At 55.8% G+C, this 16,914-nt stretch carries 15 protein-coding genes; 4 read left to right on the forward strand and 11 right to left on the reverse strand.

What is annotated here, in order from left to right; genetic code table 11:
• Nucleotides 1-259: 259 nt before the first annotated feature.
• Entirely contained in the window at nt 260-1,522 is a 1,263-nt protein-coding gene (locus N2M06_RS12970; RefSeq protein WP_346350964.1) for a urate hydroxylase PuuD, read from the forward strand.
• Nucleotides 1,523-1,729: 207 nt separating this feature from the next.
• Entirely contained in the window at nt 1,730-2,482 is a 753-nt protein-coding gene (gene fabG / locus N2M06_RS12975; protein WP_346350965.1) for a 3-oxoacyl-ACP reductase FabG, read from the forward strand.
• On the opposite strand, the gene N2M06_RS12980 is transcribed toward fabG, so the two are convergent.
• The 5 genes from N2M06_RS12980 to N2M06_RS13000 are packed head-to-tail and all read right to left on the reverse strand — an operon-like array spanning nt 2,479 to nt 6,545.
• A complete protein-coding gene (locus N2M06_RS12980; protein WP_026344861.1) occupies nt 2,479-3,948 on the reverse strand; it encodes a hypothetical protein in 1,470 nt (489 codons plus the stop codon). The two genes, fabG and N2M06_RS12980, sit on opposite strands and share 4 nt — an antisense overlap.
• Nucleotides 3,945-4,616 carry an ATP-binding cassette domain-containing protein gene (locus N2M06_RS12985; protein ID WP_019935224.1) on the reverse strand — a complete coding sequence of 224 codons (672 nt, stop codon included), beginning with the start codon at nt 4,614-4,616 and terminating at the stop codon, nt 3,945-3,947. The genes N2M06_RS12980 and N2M06_RS12985 overlap by 4 nt, the downstream gene beginning before the upstream one ends.
• Complete coding sequence (locus N2M06_RS12990) at nt 4,616-5,488, reverse strand: putative selenate ABC transporter substrate-binding protein (protein WP_346350966.1); 873 nt, start codon at nt 5,486-5,488, stop codon at nt 4,616-4,618. Before N2M06_RS12990 ends, N2M06_RS12985 begins: the two co-directional genes overlap by 1 nt.
• 54 nt (nt 5,489-5,542) lie before the next feature.
• Complete coding sequence (locus tag N2M06_RS12995) at nt 5,543-5,872, reverse strand: AzlD domain-containing protein (RefSeq protein WP_317075826.1); 330 nt, start codon at nt 5,870-5,872, stop codon at nt 5,543-5,545.
• Entirely contained in the window at nt 5,865-6,545 is a 681-nt protein-coding gene (locus N2M06_RS13000) for an AzlC family ABC transporter permease (protein WP_346350967.1), read from the reverse strand. The genes N2M06_RS12995 and N2M06_RS13000 overlap by 8 nt, the downstream gene beginning before the upstream one ends.
• Before the next feature lie 159 nt (nt 6,546-6,704).
• Here N2M06_RS13000 and N2M06_RS13005 point away from each other — a divergent pair, with 159 nt between their 5' ends.
• Nucleotides 6,705-8,255 (forward strand): serine hydrolase, encoded by a 1,551-nt coding sequence (locus N2M06_RS13005; protein ID WP_346350968.1) that lies wholly within the window; start codon nt 6,705-6,707, stop codon nt 8,253-8,255.
• Here N2M06_RS13005 and N2M06_RS13010 read toward each other — a convergent pair.
• Entirely contained in the window at nt 8,206-9,609 is a 1,404-nt protein-coding gene (locus N2M06_RS13010) for a heavy metal sensor histidine kinase (RefSeq protein ID WP_317075823.1), read from the reverse strand. The genes N2M06_RS13005 and N2M06_RS13010 overlap by 50 nt on opposite strands.
• Complete coding sequence (locus N2M06_RS13015) at nt 9,606-10,277, reverse strand: heavy metal response regulator transcription factor (RefSeq protein ID WP_019935218.1); 672 nt, start codon at nt 10,275-10,277, stop codon at nt 9,606-9,608. The genes N2M06_RS13010 and N2M06_RS13015 overlap by 4 nt, the downstream gene beginning before the upstream one ends.
• A gap of 194 nt (nt 10,278-10,471) precedes the next feature.
• Between N2M06_RS13015 and uraH the strand changes: the two genes are divergently transcribed.
• Nucleotides 10,472-10,879 (forward strand): hydroxyisourate hydrolase, encoded by a 408-nt coding sequence (uraH, locus tag N2M06_RS13020; protein WP_019935217.1) that lies wholly within the window; start codon nt 10,472-10,474, stop codon nt 10,877-10,879.
• 119 nt (nt 10,880-10,998) lie between these two features.
• Here uraH and pntB read toward each other — a convergent pair whose 3' ends face one another.
• The 4 genes from pntB to N2M06_RS13040 all read right to left on the reverse strand — a co-directional run bounded on the left by pntB (nt 10,999) and on the right by N2M06_RS13040 (nt 16,882).
• A complete protein-coding gene (gene pntB, locus N2M06_RS13025) occupies nt 10,999-12,375 on the reverse strand; it encodes a Re/Si-specific NAD(P)(+) transhydrogenase subunit beta (RefSeq protein ID WP_346350969.1) in 1,377 nt (458 codons plus the stop codon).
• A 4-nt stretch (nt 12,376-12,379) separates the two neighbouring features.
• Nucleotides 12,380-13,909 carry a Re/Si-specific NAD(P)(+) transhydrogenase subunit alpha gene (locus tag N2M06_RS13030; protein WP_026344859.1) on the reverse strand — a complete coding sequence of 510 codons (1,530 nt, stop codon included), beginning with the start codon at nt 13,907-13,909 and terminating at the stop codon, nt 12,380-12,382.
• A 444-nt stretch (nt 13,910-14,353) separates the two neighbouring features.
• Complete coding sequence (locus N2M06_RS13035) at nt 14,354-15,649, reverse strand: divalent metal cation transporter (RefSeq protein ID WP_019935214.1); 1,296 nt, start codon at nt 15,647-15,649, stop codon at nt 14,354-14,356.
• 213 nt (nt 15,650-15,862) lie between these two features.
• Nucleotides 15,863-16,882 (reverse strand): M23 family metallopeptidase, encoded by a 1,020-nt coding sequence (locus tag N2M06_RS13040; protein ID WP_346350970.1) that lies wholly within the window; start codon nt 16,880-16,882, stop codon nt 15,863-15,865.
• Nucleotides 16,883-16,914: the final 32 nt, after the last annotated feature.

Genomic DNA, 16,914 nt, shown 5'->3' on the forward strand with positions numbered 1-16,914 from the left:
CTTTTTCATGTCAACCTGCACTAAACCCAACCAAATGGTTGCAAATGCAAGAAAAATAACTGTTAATGAATGTTGACAAAGTTCATGTTTTTGAAAAAAATCACCATACAAATTGTCAACAGTTTAATTTTTGAACTGTATACAGTTTGATAATCACAAGGCAGCGCATGTGGTCTCAGCTCCCGCCAGTGGCAGGGCATCTGTTTCGATGCGCTAGGGTCTCAAACAATACAAATGAAACAGAGAAGGTAAGACCATCATGGAAGCGTATCTGCTGGATTTTGGTAACCTGCTGCTCCGCTGGCTGCACGTGATTGCCGCCATTGCCTGGGTAGGGGAATCCATTTATTTCGTAATGCTCGACAACGGCCTGCGTCCGCCCAAGTCTGAAGAATGCAAGAAAAAAGGCGTGTTCGGTGAAATGTGGGCCGTGCACGGCGGTGGTTTTTACCACAACCAGAAATATGCAACCAGCCCCGAGCAGCTGCCCGAAGACCTGCACTGGTCGTTCTGGAAGTCTTACACCACCTGGCTGTCAGGTTTTGGTCTGTTCACCCTGCTGTATCTGACCAAGCCCAGCTTCTACCTGGTTAACCGCAATTCTCCCTGGGAGTGGGCCGCCAACATGACTGGCTGGCAGGCTAACATTGCCGCGCTGGCATTCCTGCTGCTGGGCTGGATCGTGTATAACGAGCTGTGTAAGCGCATCAGCCCCAACATGGAGCGCGACGGCATTCTGTCCGTGGCGGTTGCTGTCATGATGGTGGTGGTGGCTTACCTGAGCACTCATATCTTCTCCGGCCGTGCTGCCTTCCTGCTGACCGGTGCGGTGATGGCTACCGCCATGTCTGCCAACGTATTCTTCTGGATTATTCCTGGCCAGCGCCGCATGGTGGCTGCCATGAAAGCCGGTGAAACGCCAAACCCGATTGACGGCAAGCGTGGCAAACAGCGTTCCGTGCACAACACCTACTTCACCCTGCCTGTTGTGCTGCTGATGCTGAGTAACCATTACTCCTTCACCTACAGCCATGAACTGTCCTGGGTGATCATGACCCTGTTCATCTTTGCCGGTGCTCTGATCCGTCAGTACTTCGTGCTGATGCACGCCGGTCACATTCGTCCGGGTTACCCGATTGCCGGTGTTGCACTGCTGCTGGTTGCTATCTGGATTGGCGCGCCCAAATCCACCCCGGCTCCTGCTGCAGTTGCTCCGGCTGCGACTCAGTCTGAAATTGCCGCTGCCGGCGAAGAGGCAGCCGCCCCTGCCGCAGCCGCAGTGACCACTGCTCAGGTACTGCAGGTAATGGAAAGCCGCTGCGTACAATGCCATGCAGCTAACCCTAGCCAACCCGGTTTTGCTGCAGCTCCTGCCGGCGTCATGCTGGATACCGAAGAGCATCTGCTGCTGCAGGCCGGTACTGTGAAGCAGGTTGTGGCTAACAAATATATGCCGCTGGGTAACATCACCGGCATGACCGATGAAGAGCGTGCTCTGGTCGCCGCCTGGAACGGTCAGTAAGCATTACACTACTTCCGTAGTTATAAAGCCCGCCTTGTGCGGGCTTTTTTGTGTCTGTTATTTTTCAGTCACGCTTAACACTGCGCTGCACAACAAGAAATAAAACAGCCTTTTATATAAGGCCAAAAAATATACTGCAACGCAAAAATTATACTATCATTGCTTTGCTTCAGCCTTAAATGGCACCACCTTAATAAGGAATCCGTGATGAACAGCATGACTCAGGATATGCAAGGCAATGTATGTGTGGTCACCGGCGCTGCCCGCGGGCTGGGCCGCTGTATCAGTGAAACCCTGGCTCAGGCCGGCGCAAACCGGGTCTACGCCTGTGATATCGATATGACACCGGCAGAAAACTGGCTGAGAGAGTATGACAATGTTACTGCTGTTACGCTGAATGTATGTGACAAAACTGCGCTGGCACGACTTAATGAACGCATTTACAGCGAGCAGCGCCGCCTTGATGTGCTGGTAAACAACGCGGGCATTACCCGGGATGCGCTGCTCGGCAGCATGACTGAAGCCGACTGGAACAGCGTGCTGGAGGTCAATCTGAAGGGAGTATTTTTAACGACTCAGGCCATGCTGCCACTGATGCAGCAGCATCACAGCGGCAGTATTATCAGCATTTCTTCCATCGTGGGCACCGACGGCAATATCGGCCAGAGCAACTACGCTGCCAGTAAGGGCGGTATTATTGCCATGACCAAAGGCTGGGCAAAAGAACTGGCCCGGGGCGGCGCAAACATAAGAGCCAACTGCATCGCCCCCGGCTTTATCAATACAGAAATGACCCAGTCAGTGCCGCAAAAGGTGCTGGATAAACTGACTGCCCGCATTCCCCTTGGCCACCTGGGTGAGCCTGCCGACATTGCCCAGGGCGTGTTGTTCCTGGCCAGTGAGCGGGCCCGCTACATCACCGGGCAGGTACTGAAAATTGATGGGGGCCTGGTGCTTTAAAGCACCTCGGCGCGGTTGCCCAGGTGCAGCCGCTGCCGCAGCCGGCGGGCTGCCACATCGACCAGTATGTTCAGTCCGGCGCACACCAGCAGCAGCGCCATGGCCCGGTCAAAACGAAATTCACTGAAGGCCGAATCAATAAAAAAGCCCAGCGTGGGAATACCCAGCATGCCCAGAATTGCCGTTTCGCGGATCAGGTTCTCAAAACGATACAGACTGTAGGCCATAAAGGCACGATACAGCCGGGGCAGCACCTCAAAAAAATACAGATTGAGACCGCCCGGTGCATCTTCCCGCAGGCTCAGGGTGTTGAGATGATGCCCGAGCAGATGAGCGATGATGGCCCCGTTATGCAGCCCCAGCGCCAGCATGGCCGGCAGCATGCCCGGCCCCAGCAGCAACATGCCTACAAAGGCCAGTAAATACTCTGGCAGTGAGCGCATCAGCACCAGCCAGCCATGACTGGCGTGTCGGCTGACGGCATTGCCAAAACGCCGGGAAATGGCCGGAAACCATACCAGTGCCAGCATACCGGTCAGTACCAGTGACACCAGTGCCAGCACCAGGGTGTTGGCAAGTCCGGGCCCTGCCTGCTGCTGCCATAACTGCGCCCACCAGGGCCAGAGCCCGGCCCAGTCCCCTGCCCTCAGCGGAGCCGGAATAATGTCTTCGGTAAAAAAACGGGCCATCAGCGACCAGTTCAGGCTGGCCACCGGCGGCAGCCAGATAATGGCGGCCAGCAGATAAAGCGGCACCAGCCGGCTTCGCAACCACCAGCGCAGGGTAGCGATAATCAGCACCAGCGCATAAAAAAAAGCGGCGGCTTCATCGTAATATCCCTGCCGCAACAAAGATTCAAGATGGTAGCCCAGGGTGGGCAGACCAATAAAACCCAGCACCGCGGAGCTGCGAATACCACACTCCAGCCGGTATCCGGTGTAAGTCGCCATCTGCCGCCAGCACAGCGGTAATTGCAGATAGACAAGCCGGGTCAAGCGGCCAAAGCCCGCCGCCAGTGCCTGCTCGGGGGCCGGATCTGCTTCTTCAAACAGCTCACCGTAAATCTTGGCAAAGGTGCCCGCGTAGGGCAGTGCGATGGCCAGTACACCCGCCAGCGCCGACAGCCCCAGCAGTTGCATAAAGAGCAAAGCCCAGAACAGCTCGTGCACTGCCCGCAGTCCTGCTGCCAGCCGGCGCACCCCCGCCGATCGATAGCCGCAGGCGAGGCCCAGCCCCAACACAGCCCCCAGCGCCACCCCCTGCAGAGCAAAGGAAAGCGTATTGGCCAATGCGGCCAGCAGTACTTCTGTATCTGGCCAGGCAGGTAGCAATAAGCCGGCACCAAGACGGCTCAGCTCAAACCAGGGATCGACAGCGGTAATGGAAAAATCCGCCCAGGGCAGACACAGCAGCGCCAGCGCCACAAACAACAGGCTGGTTCGCCCCATTGAAGCAGAAGTTGTCATGAGGAAGTATATAAAGCCCGTAATTGGGCAGGCGTCAGATCACGGCTGGGCGCATCCAGCACCAGCCTTCCCCGGCGCAGTCCCACAATGCGAGTGCAGTGAGTAAGTGCCTGCTCCACGTTGTGCAGCGCCAGTACCACCGTCTGGTGGCGTTCGCACACCAATGTGAGCAGGTCGGCAGCCTGACGCTCATCCAGCGCCGACACCGGCTCATCACCAATGAACACCGGCTTTTGCTGATACAGGGCCCGGCCCAGACTGACCCGGCTTTGCTGACCACCGGATAACGCTCCTGCCGGTTGCCATAGCTGACCGGAAAGACCCAGCCGGCTGGCCAGCCCGGTAATTTCTTTTTTGGGCCCGGCCAATGGCTTCACCAGATTGGCCAGGTTATACCAGAACGGATTGCCTGCCAGTCGCCCCATATAAATGTTATGAAAGGTACTCAGCACAGGCACCAGGCCGGGCTGCTGCGGACACCAGGCAACTTCATCCGGCCGCAGTTCACGCAGCCGGCGCAGTAGCGTGCTTTTACCGGTGCCCGACTCACCCAGCAGGGCGATTTTGTCTCCCTGCCTTACATTCAGATTCAGCGCTTCCAATACCGGCTGCCCGGCATAGCCAAGGCTGGCATCATGGAACTGAAACAGGCTGGCAGGCTCGCTCATTATTGTTCAGGATCCATAATGCCAATGGCCACGGCAGTATCACGAATGGGCGCGTAATCGTCGTTGGTCGCATTCACAAAACCGGAGCGGGGAAAGGCAGCCAGCAGCTCGGGATCTTTCATCTCCAGCAGTGCCTGCTTCACTTTTTCTTTAAAGCCGTCACCAAAGCGGGCATTTACATCGCCACGAATACTCCACTGATAATCGGGATACTCCGGGCTGGTCCAGATCACTTTAACCTTACTTTCATCAATATTGCCCTTTTCCAGCTCGGCATCCCATACTGCGTAGTTCACGACACCCACTTCATAGGCACCGGACTGCACCAGACTGATGGTGCGGTTGTGATCACCGGAGAAGCCCACCCGGGAGAACAAAGTTTCCGGAGCCTGCTCAAAGTGCTCACGCAAAAAGAACTCGGGCATCAGGCGGCCGGAGGTAGAGCCCTTGTCGCCAAAGGTAAAGCGCTTGCCGGCCAGTTCAGCAGGTAACTGCTCACTTGCAGCCAGGCCCGTGCTTGCATGAGCAATCAGATAGCTGACAAAAGCTGTGTCTTCCGCACCTTGTGCAATCGCTTCACTGCCGGGCACCAGTTCCCGGGCCTGCACGCCGGTCAGGCCGCCAAACCAGGCCAGCTGAACCTGATCGTTACGAAAAGCGCTGACCGCGGCCGGATAACTTTTTACCGGAACATATTTCACGTCTACGTTCAGCTGCTCGGAAAGATAGTCGGCAATTTTGCCAAAACGCTCGGTCAGACGGCGCTCATCCTGATCCGGAATGGCAGTAAACACAAAGGTCTCAGCCTGACTCAGGCCACTCAGACACAGGGCAGCCAGCCCCATCAGACGTACGGGTACAGAAATACTCATGTTCGGTTCCTTTTAAACAAGAAAGACCGGCATTATAGCCGAAAACAGCCCGGTTCAGAGTCCAATCCAGCCATTAACCAGTGTCATATAGACCAGAGTACCCGCCAGAATGCTGGTCAGCGCCTGCCGCCGCCATAATTGCAGCACCGCCACGACCACAACGGCAATTAACTGATCCCGGCCATCGGCAGGAGAACTCCAGTGATGCACTCCTACCGCATACAGGGTCAGTAATACCATCATGGCCACCGGAAGCCGCCGGCCCAGGACCTGAATACGATGATGATGAGCAATAACGCCTCTGGCTACAAAGGGAAATGCGCGCAGAGCAAAGGTAACGCCCCCCATGATCAGCGCGGCCCACAGATAATCCACATCAGACATGCGCCGGCTTCTCCTTTTTCTTGTGCTCGGGCCAGGCCAGCAATACCAGCACCAGCATAAGGGAGGCAGCCAGCAGGAAGTACTCACTCATCCAAATGGCAGAGACAGCCGCAGCCACCACGCCCAGCGCTACTGCTCCCCAGTCTTTTCTGGCGCGGATCTGCTCTACTGCCAGCACGGTAAACAGTGCTGTCAGAGCAAAATCCAGCCCCTGCAGGCCCGGCGGTAATCCCTTTGCCAGCACCATGCCAATCAGGGTACCCAGCACCCAGTAGCTTTGATTGAGCAATACCACCCAAAGTGCGGTTTCAGGATCTTTTACTCTGCCCGAGGCACTGAGCAGAGAATAGGTTTCGTCGGTAATGCCAAAAATAAAGTACTGCCGGCCAATCACGCCTTTGGGCAGCAAATGATAAAGCGACAGGCCATAGAACAAGTGACGGAAATTGACCAGCAGCGCTGCTACTGCCAGATCAACCCAGCCAATGCCGGCAGCCAGCAAGCCCACCGCCAGATACTGCATGGCACCGGCATACACCAGCACACTCATCAGCGGTGCCCAGTACCAGGTCAGCCCGGCATCCACCCAAAGCACGCCAAACACGGCTCCCAGCGGCAAATATCCCATCATCACCGGCAGTGTCAGCGACACTAGCCCGCCTTTGCTTGTCATTATTCTGCTCCTTTATTTAATCCTTTGTAAAATAAGGGTTTATTAATGAATTGGCAATCAGCAAGGCCAGCCCCGGCCTATATCCATGCTCTGATTGACTGGCGTATCTGGCCGGCTGTGCATAATCTTGAACTCATTCATTTTTAACGGACTTTCTTTATGGGCGTCATATCACTGTTTTCTGCCAGAGCCAGCATGCTGGTTACTGTACTGGCTCTGGGTGTCAGCACAACGCCGGTGTTGGCACAGGCCCAACAAAACGTTTCAGAGGATGCCGTATTAGCCGCGCTGGAAAAACTGCCCGGCTACATTGCCAGCACTCAGCAGCGCAGTGGCGTACCGGGCATTGCCGTGGCCGTGGTGCATAATAATAAAACCCTGTTCGCCAAAGGGTTTGGTATCAGAAAGAAAGGCGAACCCGGGGCGGTGGACGAACATACCGTGTTTCAGCTGGCGTCTTTGTCCAAACCCATCAGTGCTACCATTGCCGCGACCCAGATCACTCAGGGCAAGCTCGGCTGGCATGATCCGGTGTCAGACTATTTACCCGATTTTGCACTGGCCTCAGCCTATGTAACCAGGCAGGCCACCATAGGGGACTTGATGGCGCACCGCTCTGGCCTGCCCGCTGCCGCCGGCGACGAGCTGGAAGATATCGGCTTTTCCAGAGCGCAGATTATAGCCAGGCTGCAGCAACAGCCCCTGACCGCTTTTCGCCTGTCTCATGCTTATGCCAATTTCAGCACTACCACTGCTGCAGAAGCCGTTGCTGCAGCCGCAAACACCAGCTGGGAACAACTGGCTGAAGCCAGCCTGTTTCAGCCGCTGGGCATGACGCGCACCAGTGCGCGCTATCAGGATTATCTGGCGCATGATAACCGGGCCAGCTTGCATGCATTTGAAAATGAGCAGTTTCTGCCGCTCTATCAGCGAACTCCGGATGCTCAGTCCCCTGCCGGTGGTGTGTCCTCATCGGTTGCTGATCTGGCACTGTGGCTGAAATTACTGCTCAACACCGGCAAGGGGGAATCAGCTTTACTGACACAAGCGGCCCTGCTGCCGGCCATGAGCCCGCAAACTCTGCATAAACCGCTGCCCAGTCTGCTGAAACCACCCTCTTTTTATGGTTATGGGTTTAATGTGGGGTTTGATGAAGCCGGCGATCTGCGCCTGGGCCACTCGGGAGCATTTTTGCTGGGTGCCAGCACGGCGTTTCAGCTCTGGCCGGCCGCAGACATAGGTATGGTCGTGCTCACCAACGGCGGCCCTGTGGGCGTGCCTGAAAGCCTGATTGCCGATTTTACCGATACAGTACGCTATGGCAGCCCGCAACGTGACTGGTATGCTGCCTACCGTGAGCCCATGAAGACCCTGTATCAGCCGGTGGGAGATCTGGCAGGCCAGCAAGCCCCGGCATCTCCCACGCCGGCACAGGCAAATGAATCTTATACCGGTGAATATAAAAGCACATATTTTGGCCCCGCCGTTATCACTCAGCAACAAGGGGCACTATTGCTGACATTGGGGCCGGCCAGAGTGCCGCTGCCCCTTACTCACTGGAGTGGTAACACCTTTGCCATTGAACCCAATAATGAAAATGCGCCTGCAGGTTCGCGCAGCTCGGTGCATTTCACTGTGGAAAATGGCAAGGCGACCGGCTTTACCATCGCTTATCTGGATCAGCACGGCCTGGCTCGATGGCAACGTTGATGGGAAAATGCAACATAAACACTGTGCCCCTGTTATCGCTGCGCACGCTGACGTTACCGCCATGCAGCTGCATGATGGAGTCGACAATGGCCAGCCCGAGGCCACCCGTATCCCCTCCCTGAGTGCGGGAAGGATCACAGCGATAAAAGCGGTCGAACAGCCGGGGCAGGTGCTCAGCGGCAATGGCCGGCCCGTGATTGTGTACGCTGATCACAGTGCTGTTGCTAGTGTGTTCACTGCCAATCACTATAGGCTGTCCCGGCTCACCATAACGCAAGGCATTGGCCAGCAAATTGGCCAGCGCCCGGCGCAGCAGCTCCTGATCAGCCCACACTTCACCGTGGGCCTGGTTAACCAGGCTGGTATCAGCCTCTTCTGCCATGCCTTCAAAATATTCACACAACTGTTCAACCAGCATAGACAGGGTGACCGCTTCAGCTTGAATCACTGCCTGAGGCTGCTCGGTGCGAGCCAGAAAAAGCATACTGTTAATCATACGGCTCAGCCGTTGATACTCTTCCAGGTGAGACGCCAGCAAACTTTCATACTCTTCCGTACTGCGGTTCCGGCGTAAAACATGTTCGGTATGCCCCATCAGATTACTGAGCGGAGTGCGGACCTCATGAGCCAGATCTTCCGAAAAACGCGACAGCCTGCCAAACCCCTCTTCCAGGCGAGCCAGCATATGGTTGAGACTATGGCCAAGTTCACGCAGCTCTTCAGGTAATTGCCGTGTATTCAGACGCCGGTGCAGCTCGCGAACATCAATGGCTCCTGCCTGCTTAGCCAGCCGTCGTACCGGCATCAAGCCACGCCGGCTGACCAGCCAACCCAATAAAAATGCTATCAGCGCCCCTCCTGCCAGCGCCAGTAACAAACGCAGGCGGTAGGCGGCCAGCATCTGCTCTCTTGGCGCCAGCAGCTTGCCCGCCACCAACATCAGATTAAGGTTACCTTGTTTAAGGTAATGCCACGCAAGGCGGGCATTACCTTCCTCGTTATAACCCAGACGGGTTTGCCCGGCGGAAAGGCCAACAGGTACCGATAGTCCGGCCGGATTCACCGAGATCAGTACTTCACCATCCTGATCCAGCACCCATAACAGGCTGTCTTCATTGCCCAGCATATTGGCATAAAGCGTAGGCCGGTCGCGTAAATCCTTGATACTGTCACTGCTTGTCAACAGCGCCTGCATGTGTTCCAGACGCCCGAGCAGGCTCTGATCATCCCGCCAGGCCAGTTCACGCTCCAGTGAAAAATAGAGATAAAAACCAATACTGCCCAGCAGCACGGCACTGACCAGCGCAAACATCAGTGCCAGCCTGAAACTTAACGAAGACAGGATCTGTTTCATTCTCTCAGCTCGCAGACATAGCCCATGCCACGCACAGTATGAATGACCCTGGGCTCAAAGCCGTCGTCAATTTTGGCCCGCAACCGGCGAATGGCAACGTCTACCACATTGGTGTCACTGTCAAAATTCATATGCCATACCTGTGACGCAATATAAGTACGCGACAGTACCTCGCCCTGATGAGACAGCAGCAGCTGTAACAAAGTAAATTCCTTATTGGTAAGATCAATGCGCTGCCCGCTGCGGCTGACCCGGCGTGCCAGCGGATCCAGCTGCAGATCCGCCAGCTGATAAAACACCGGCTCGGCCGGCTTGCCCCGGCGCAACAACTTGCGGGCCCGGGCCAGCAGCTCGGCGAACGAAAACGGCTTGGCCAGATAGTCATCGGCCCCCTGCTCCAGGCCACGAACCTTATCTTCCACCGCATCCCGGGCACTCAGGCAAATAACGGGCGTATCGCTTTCGCTGCGAATAAACTGTAACAACTGCCAGCCATTCAGCCCCGGCAGCATAATGTCCAGGATCACCAGATCAAAGACGCTTTCTTCCAGCAGATAGCGCCCCTCCAGCCCGTCTTTGGCTATCTCGACCTGATAACCGGACTCGGTAAACCCCTTTTTAAGGTAATCGGCAATTTTGGCTTCGTCTTCTACTACCAGAATGCGCATATGCAGCCTCGCTCAGTGCCATTTAATAAAGCCAGTCTACCATTAGAACCGTGTGTTGCCGGCCGAATGACAGTTTTGTAATGAAGCAGTAAGCGGTTTGCAAGACGAGCTCAGGCATGATGAGCCCATCTCGCCAGACACGGCGAACATACAAGCAGTGACGCTATACCCAATCTTAACCACGGAGAATCGCCATGAATTTTAAACATGTTCTGGCCGGCGCCATGATGGCCGGTGTATCCACCCTGACCTTCGCTGCCGGCAACCCGCTGAGCGTTCATGTACTCAACCTGGAAAATGGTCTGCCTTCCCCCGATGTGAAGGTAGTACTGGAGCAGAAGCAGGGAGATAACTGGGTACAGCTTAACAGTGCCATCACCAACGAACAGGGTCGTATTACCGCCCTGTACCCGGAAGGCAAGGAGCTTGAAAAAGGCACCTATAAAGTGACGTTTGAAACCGGTGAGTGGTTTGAAAAGCACGACACAGCCACCTTCTTCCCCGAAATTCCGGTAATTTTCAGTGCCGATGGCCAGGTAGAGCATTACCATGTGCCGCTGCTGCTGAGCCCTTACGGCTTTTCTACCTACCGCGGCAACTAATCTGTGCAGCTGTAGTGAACACCAGGTCCTGAATAAAAAAGAGAGCTTCGGCTCTCTTTTTTATCTGTACATGCAAAACAAAAGGGACGCCGCAGCGTCCCTCGAATCGTTTCCGGCGCTTACAGCGCGCGCAGAATATTGTCCACGCTGTCTTTGGCGTCGCCAAACAGCATAACGCTGTTTTCCCGGAAGAACAGCGGGTTCTGCACCCCGGCATAGCCGGTATTCATGGAGCGCTTGAACACCACCACCTGCTGGGCTTTCCACACTTCCAGCACCGGCATGCCGGCGATGGGGCTGGCCGGGTCTTCCGCCGCCGAGGGGTTGACGGTGTCATTGGCACCAATCACCAGCACGGTATCGGTATCGTCGAAATCGTCGTTGATCTCGTCCATTTCCAGCACAACATCGTAGGGCACCTTGGCTTCCGCCAGCAGCACGTTCATATGGCCGGGCAGACGACCCGCCACCGGGTGAATACCAAAGCGCACCTTGACGCCCGCCGCGCACAGCCTGGATACCAGCTCCGCCACCGGATACTGGGCCTGGGCCACCGCCATACCATAGCCGGGAGTGATGATCACCGAGCTGGAATTCTTCAGCATGTCGGCCACATCTTCGGCGTTCACTTCCGTGTATTCGCCCTCTTCTTCCTCACCGGAAGACACTGTGCCGTCGGAGCCAAAGCCACCGGCGATCACCGAAATGAAGGAGCGGTTCATGGCCCGGCACATGATGTAGGACAGAATGGCACCGGAGGAGCCCACCAGGGCGCCGGTCACAATCAGCAGATCGTTGGACAGCATAAAGCCCGCCGCCGCCGCCGCCCAGCCCGAGTAGGAGTTGAGCATGGAGATCACCACCGGCATGTCGGCACCGCCGATGCTGGCCACCAGATGCCAGCCAAAGGCCAGGGCGATCAGTGTCATCACCAGCAGAGCGAAGGTAGAGCCTTCCACCTGCACAAACCAGATCAGCAGCATGGCCGACACCACCACTGCCAGCAGGTTGAGTTTGTGACGGTGCGGCAGGGTCAGCGGCTTGGAGGACACCAGGCCGCGCAGCTTGCCAAAAGCGACGATGGAGCCGGTAAAGGTGACCGCACCGATAAACACACCAAGGAAGACTTCGGTATTGTGAATGTTCAGCATGGCACCGGACAGGTCACCGTGATCGATATAGGTGTTGTAGCCCACAAAGACCGCAGCCAGCCCCACAAAGCTGTGCAGAATAGCAATCAGCTCCGGCATTTCGGTCATTTCCACCTTGAGCGCAAAGCGAATGCCGATAGCGGCCCCAATGGCCATAGCCACGATAATCCAGCCCAGGCCGGTGACCTCGGGGTTAAAAATGGTGGCCAGCAGGGCAATGGTCATGCCCGCCACGCCATACCAGTTACCGGCCTTGGCCGACTCCTGCCTGGACAGACCGGCCAGGCTCATGATAAAGAGCACGGCGGCCACGATATAAGATGCAGTTACTAATCCTTGTGACATTTAATCAGCCCTTCCTAAACATCTTCAGCATGCGATGTGTCACGGTAAAACCGCCAAACACGTTGATGGAGGCGATCAGCACCGCCACAAAGGCGATAAAGCTAACAAAACCACTCTCCGATCCCACCTGGGACAAGGCCCCTACCACGATAATGCCGGAGATGGCGTTGGTGACCGACATCAGCGGCGTGTGCAGGGAATGGGACACGTTCCAGATCACGTAGTAGCCCACGATACAGGCCAGCACGAACACGGTAATGTGAGACAGAAACTCAGCCGGTGCCACCGCCGCCAGCCAGGCAAACAACACAATGCCGGCACCGCCCAGGTAATATTTGAGCCTGCTTGGCTTTTTGGCTTCAGGCTCGGCCTGAGGCTGAGCAGCCGCTTTAGCCTTGGGGGCCGCCGACACGCTGATGGCCGGCGGTGGGAAAGTGACTTCACCGTCTTTTACTACCGTCATATTGCGCAGCACCACGTCGTCGAAGTCGACATGGATATTGCCGTCCTTTTCCTTGCACAGCAACTTGGCCAGGTTAACCAGGTTGGTGGCGTACAGGGTGGAGGACTGGGTCGGCAGGCGACCGTTGAGATCGGTATAGCCGATGATCTTGACGCCGTTGTCGGACACAAACAGCTCGCCCGGCTTGGTCAGCTCACAGTTACCGCCGTTCTGGGCGGCCAGATCCACAATGACAGAGCCCGGAGCCATGGCAGCCACCATGTCGGCAGTAATCAGTTTGGGGGCCGGCTTACCAGGGATTAGCGCTGTGGTAATGATAATATCCACCTCTTTGGCCTGCTCCATAAACAGGGCCATTTCGGCGTCGATAAAGGCCTGACTCATCTCCTTGGCATAACCGTCGGAAGAATCGCTGTCTTCCTCGTAGTCCAGCTCCAGGAACTCGGCCCCCATGGAGTTGATCTGCTCTTTTACCTCAGGGCGGGTATCAAAGGCGCGCACTATGGCACCCAAAGAGCCGGCAGCACCAATGGCAGCCAGGCCGGCAACACCGGCACCGATCACCAGCACCTTGGCCGGCGGCACCTTGCCGGCGGCGGTGATCTGACCGGTAAAGAAGCGGCCAAACTCGTGGGCGGCTTCCACCACGGCACGATAGCCGGCAATGTTGGCCATGGACGACAGCGCATCCAGCGACTGGGCGCGGGAAATACGCGGCACCATGTCCATGGCAAGTACGGTCACGCCTTTGTTCTTGAGCTGCTCGACCAGCTCAGGGTTCTGCGCCGGCCAGATAAAGCTGACCAGAGTAGTACCTGCCTGCAGCCGCTCAATTTCGTCGGCAGTGGGCGCGTTCACCTTGTAAATAATGGTGGCCTGCCAGACGTCGTCGGCATTTACCAGTTGCGCGCCGGCGGCCTGATAGCCAGCGTCTTCAAAGCTGGCCTTGCTGCCCGCGCCCTGCTCGACGCTGACCTCAAAGCCCAGTTTGCGCAGCTGCTCAACGGACTTGGGGGTGGCGGCCACCCGTGTCTCTCCGCTGAGCGTTTCCCTTGGAATTCCGATTAACATAATAATTCCCTGATCCTTGTTGATATTACCCCGGGCAAACACGCCCGGTTTTCAGCAAGCTGTTCCTTCAACTTCCGGCAGCCTTGCCTGTGTCACACCAGTAAAATGACGTTTTTTTACAACGCATTTACTTTACCAACGCATACCTAGTAATTTTTTTTGTATTTTTAGGCGATACTGGATACAAAAACACCCTAAAACACATACAATTAATTTTAAGTGAAGGTAGTGCGTAGGAAAAATACAGCGTGAAAGCCAATATACTGGTTACGGTCAAAAAAGATAAATTGATCTTTCCGCGAGCCTCGATAGGCTCTGACTTTCAATGAGTAAGGTAACACTTATCCAGTGCCGGCCAAGTGGTCATTTAGCGAGCAGGATCACATAAGGCGGGAATAGCGGTATAACGCAGCCGGCCCTGCGGAACCACAGGGCCGGCAAGCCTTATTTCACAAACAAATACCAATAACCAAACAGCAGATTAAAACCGGCAAAGAACAGAATGCCAACCCGGCTCAGAGCCACCATGCCCTTGCCCAGCCGGTAGCGTTCCGGCACCTGTGGCAAACGCATCAGTCGAAGGTTCAGCCAGGCAAACACCAGGGCGCTGATAAAGGCGGAGATCATGGCAAACTCCAGCATGGCCAGCAGCGCCCCTTTAAAAAACATGATGATCAAGGCGGCCACCACGCCCATGGCTATCATCAGCGGATAGGTGAAACGGGCACCGTTGCCGGTAGGGCCGCTGCCCTGTAGCTGACCAAACTGTACGAAGCATTCACTCAGCGCCCGGCTGTAGCCGTCGAGCACGGTTACTGTGGTAGAAAACATGCACAGAAACGCCACTATGGCGATCAGCCAGCGGCTCCACTCCCCCATCACACTGGCGTACACGTTCACCAGCTGATGAGCAAAAGCAATGCCTGACGTAGCCAATGTTTCACCGCTGCCGTGCAGTACCAGGGTGCCCAGCGCTACAAAGGCCAGTGCCAGCAGCGTGGAGGTAACGTAACCGACGTTAAAATCGACCAGAGCGTCTTTATACTCCAGCGTTCCCCCCAGATCCTTTTGCTTTTGCCGAAGCCAGACACTGTTCCAGGAAGACAGCTCAATAGGAGCCGGCATCCAGCCCATCAGGGCCACCAGAAAGCCTACCGAGGCCAGATTCCAGGGGCTGGGTGCCACAAAGTCCGGTGTAGCCACGCCCCCCCGGTTAAGCGCAATAAACACGGCGGTGACGGTGGCAATGGCCAGGCCCACAATAATCCATTTGGTCACACTGTCCAGGGTTCGGTAGTGACCGGTGATCAAGAACGCCAGTGAGCCTGCCAGCACTATCATGCTGAGCTGAGTCACGCTCAGGCTGTCGCCGATGAATAACCCCAGAATGCTGCCACAGAGCATGGCCACACCCGCCGTGCTGACCACGGAAGAAAACAGGTTCAGCAGCGTAAATAAACGCAGATAACCACGGCCGATACGATCATAGCCCTGAATCAGGCTTTCATTGGCGGCCATGGTGTAGCGGGCACCAATCTGAAAGAAGGGATATTTGAGCAGATTAACCAGCAGAATAAGCCCCACCAGCTGCCAGCCATAAATGGCACCGGCCTGGGTGGACGCCACCAGATGAGAGCCGCCAATGGCGGCGGCAGCGCCCAGGATCCCCGGACCCAATACCCTCATATAGTGACTGATACTGCGAGGCTCGCGCTGCGCTGCTTCGGCGATCTGTGACATACTGCTGTTCCTGCTTTTTTGTGGTTTTTTATATAAGAAGTCGATTAAAAAACCATAGCAAAAAGCATAAAGCAACTGCCGGCAGTTGCCTGATAACCGCTCAAACAACAACAACCACCAGGTCAGGCAGATTCAGCAGCAGTTAACCCCATCATACAAAGACAAAACGGTTTGTTCACTCGCTTGATGGTGCATTTACCAAATGAAATAATTTCATTCGTTACTACCTTCACTGCCTCGGGCCAACAGCGTATTGCCAGCATCAGGCAGGCGGCCATTCAGAGTAAAGGGGATGGACTCCATTCGCCCCTTGTTATTTACCTGCACCGCCAGGTGCAAATGCGGGCCTGAGCTGTAACCGGTATGCCCGGAGGCCGCCACCACCTGCCCGGCTCTTACCCGATCGCCTTTTTTCACTTTCAGTGAGCCGGTATTCAGATGAGCATAAAGCGTCATGGTACCGTCAGGATGACGCAAGCGCAGATGATTGGACTTGCCCCGGTATCTGGCCTCAAGACCACCGCCAACATGATGGTCCACCGCGGCGACCACCACCCCATCGGCAGTAGCCAGCAAAGGCGTGCCAACGGGCAATGCAATATCAAGGGCATAACGGTTGGAGCGCTTGTTATGACTGAAGTCACCGTTAAAGCCTTGCGAAATACGAAAGGCACCGGCCACCGGCGGGCTGATATTCACAGCGCCGGAGAGATTAAGTACACCTTGCCGGGGTTGATTGTAATGCTGCTTCCAGGCATTAACCCGGGGGCTGACAATAGTACTGCCGGCTATTTTCTGTACCTTGTGCCCCTGGTTGACCTTATTCTTTTCATAATGGCTGCTGTAAGCAAAACCGTAATCATAACTCCAGCTGCCGCTGCTATCTGGCGTCAGCCTGCCGATAAAGGTTTCCTGGCGGGCGGGCAGGATCAGCGGTTGCTCCATGGCTTTGGGTATGCTGACATTCTGCCGCTTTACAAATTTGATATTAAAACGGGCCTGGCTGGCAAGGCGGTTAAGGGCATAGAAGTGGTGGCCATCGTTTTGTTTAACCACCCGTACCAAAATACCGTCTTTGTTAATGGCATCCTGATGCCAGCGCTGGCTGATAGTGGCTTTGAGCCGGTTGTCGGTGTAATGCACTACACCGGCGGCATCGCGGTATTGATAGATAGTGGCATGAGCAGGTGCTATTCCTGCAAGCACCAGCACAATGGCAAGCAAGCCTCTCATAATGCGTCCCTGCGAGAGTGTGTGCTTTTCAG

Origin of the sequence: Oceanimonas sp. AH20CE76 (assembly GCF_039654065.1) — a bacterium.
In the GTDB taxonomy this organism is placed as follows: domain Bacteria; phylum Pseudomonadota; class Gammaproteobacteria; order Enterobacterales; family Aeromonadaceae; genus Oceanimonas; species Oceanimonas smirnovii.

What these genes read in the sequence shown, in the direction of transcription:
- pntB (WP_346350969.1), bottom strand. Translation starts at nt 12,375, where the DNA reads ATGTCACAAGGATTAGTAACTGCATCTTATATCGTGGCCGCCGTGCTC.
- N2M06_RS12990 (WP_346350966.1), bottom strand. Translation starts at nt 5,488, where the DNA reads ATGAGTATTTCTGTACCCGTACGTCTGATGGGGCTGGCTGCCCTGTGT.
- N2M06_RS13035 (WP_019935214.1), bottom strand. Translation starts at nt 15,649, where the DNA reads ATGTCACAGATCGCCGAAGCAGCGCAGCGCGAGCCTCGCAGTATCAGT.
- N2M06_RS13015 (WP_019935218.1), bottom strand. Translation starts at nt 10,277, where the DNA reads ATGCGCATTCTGGTAGTAGAAGACGAAGCCAAAATTGCCGATTACCTT.
- N2M06_RS12995 (WP_317075826.1), bottom strand. Translation starts at nt 5,872, where the DNA reads ATGTCTGATGTGGATTATCTGTGGGCCGCGCTGATCATGGGGGGCGTT.
- uraH (WP_019935217.1), top strand. Translation starts at nt 10,472, where the DNA reads ATGAATTTTAAACATGTTCTGGCCGGCGCCATGATGGCCGGTGTATCC.
- N2M06_RS13040 (WP_346350970.1), bottom strand. Translation starts at nt 16,882, where the DNA reads ATGAGAGGCTTGCTTGCCATTGTGCTGGTGCTTGCAGGAATAGCACCT.
- N2M06_RS12985 (WP_019935224.1), bottom strand. Translation starts at nt 4,616, where the DNA reads ATGAGCGAGCCTGCCAGCCTGTTTCAGTTCCATGATGCCAGCCTTGGC.
- N2M06_RS12980 (WP_026344861.1), bottom strand. Translation starts at nt 3,948, where the DNA reads ATGACAACTTCTGCTTCAATGGGGCGAACCAGCCTGTTGTTTGTGGCG.
- N2M06_RS13005 (WP_346350968.1), top strand. Translation starts at nt 6,705, where the DNA reads ATGGGCGTCATATCACTGTTTTCTGCCAGAGCCAGCATGCTGGTTACT.
- N2M06_RS13000 (WP_346350967.1), bottom strand. Translation starts at nt 6,545, where the DNA reads ATGACAAGCAAAGGCGGGCTAGTGTCGCTGACACTGCCGGTGATGATG.
- N2M06_RS13030 (WP_026344859.1), bottom strand. Translation starts at nt 13,909, where the DNA reads ATGTTAATCGGAATTCCAAGGGAAACGCTCAGCGGAGAGACACGGGTG.
- N2M06_RS12970 (WP_346350964.1), top strand. Translation starts at nt 260, where the DNA reads ATGGAAGCGTATCTGCTGGATTTTGGTAACCTGCTGCTCCGCTGGCTG.
- fabG (WP_346350965.1), top strand. Translation starts at nt 1,730, where the DNA reads ATGAACAGCATGACTCAGGATATGCAAGGCAATGTATGTGTGGTCACC.
- N2M06_RS13010 (WP_317075823.1), bottom strand. Translation starts at nt 9,609, where the DNA reads ATGAAACAGATCCTGTCTTCGTTAAGTTTCAGGCTGGCACTGATGTTT.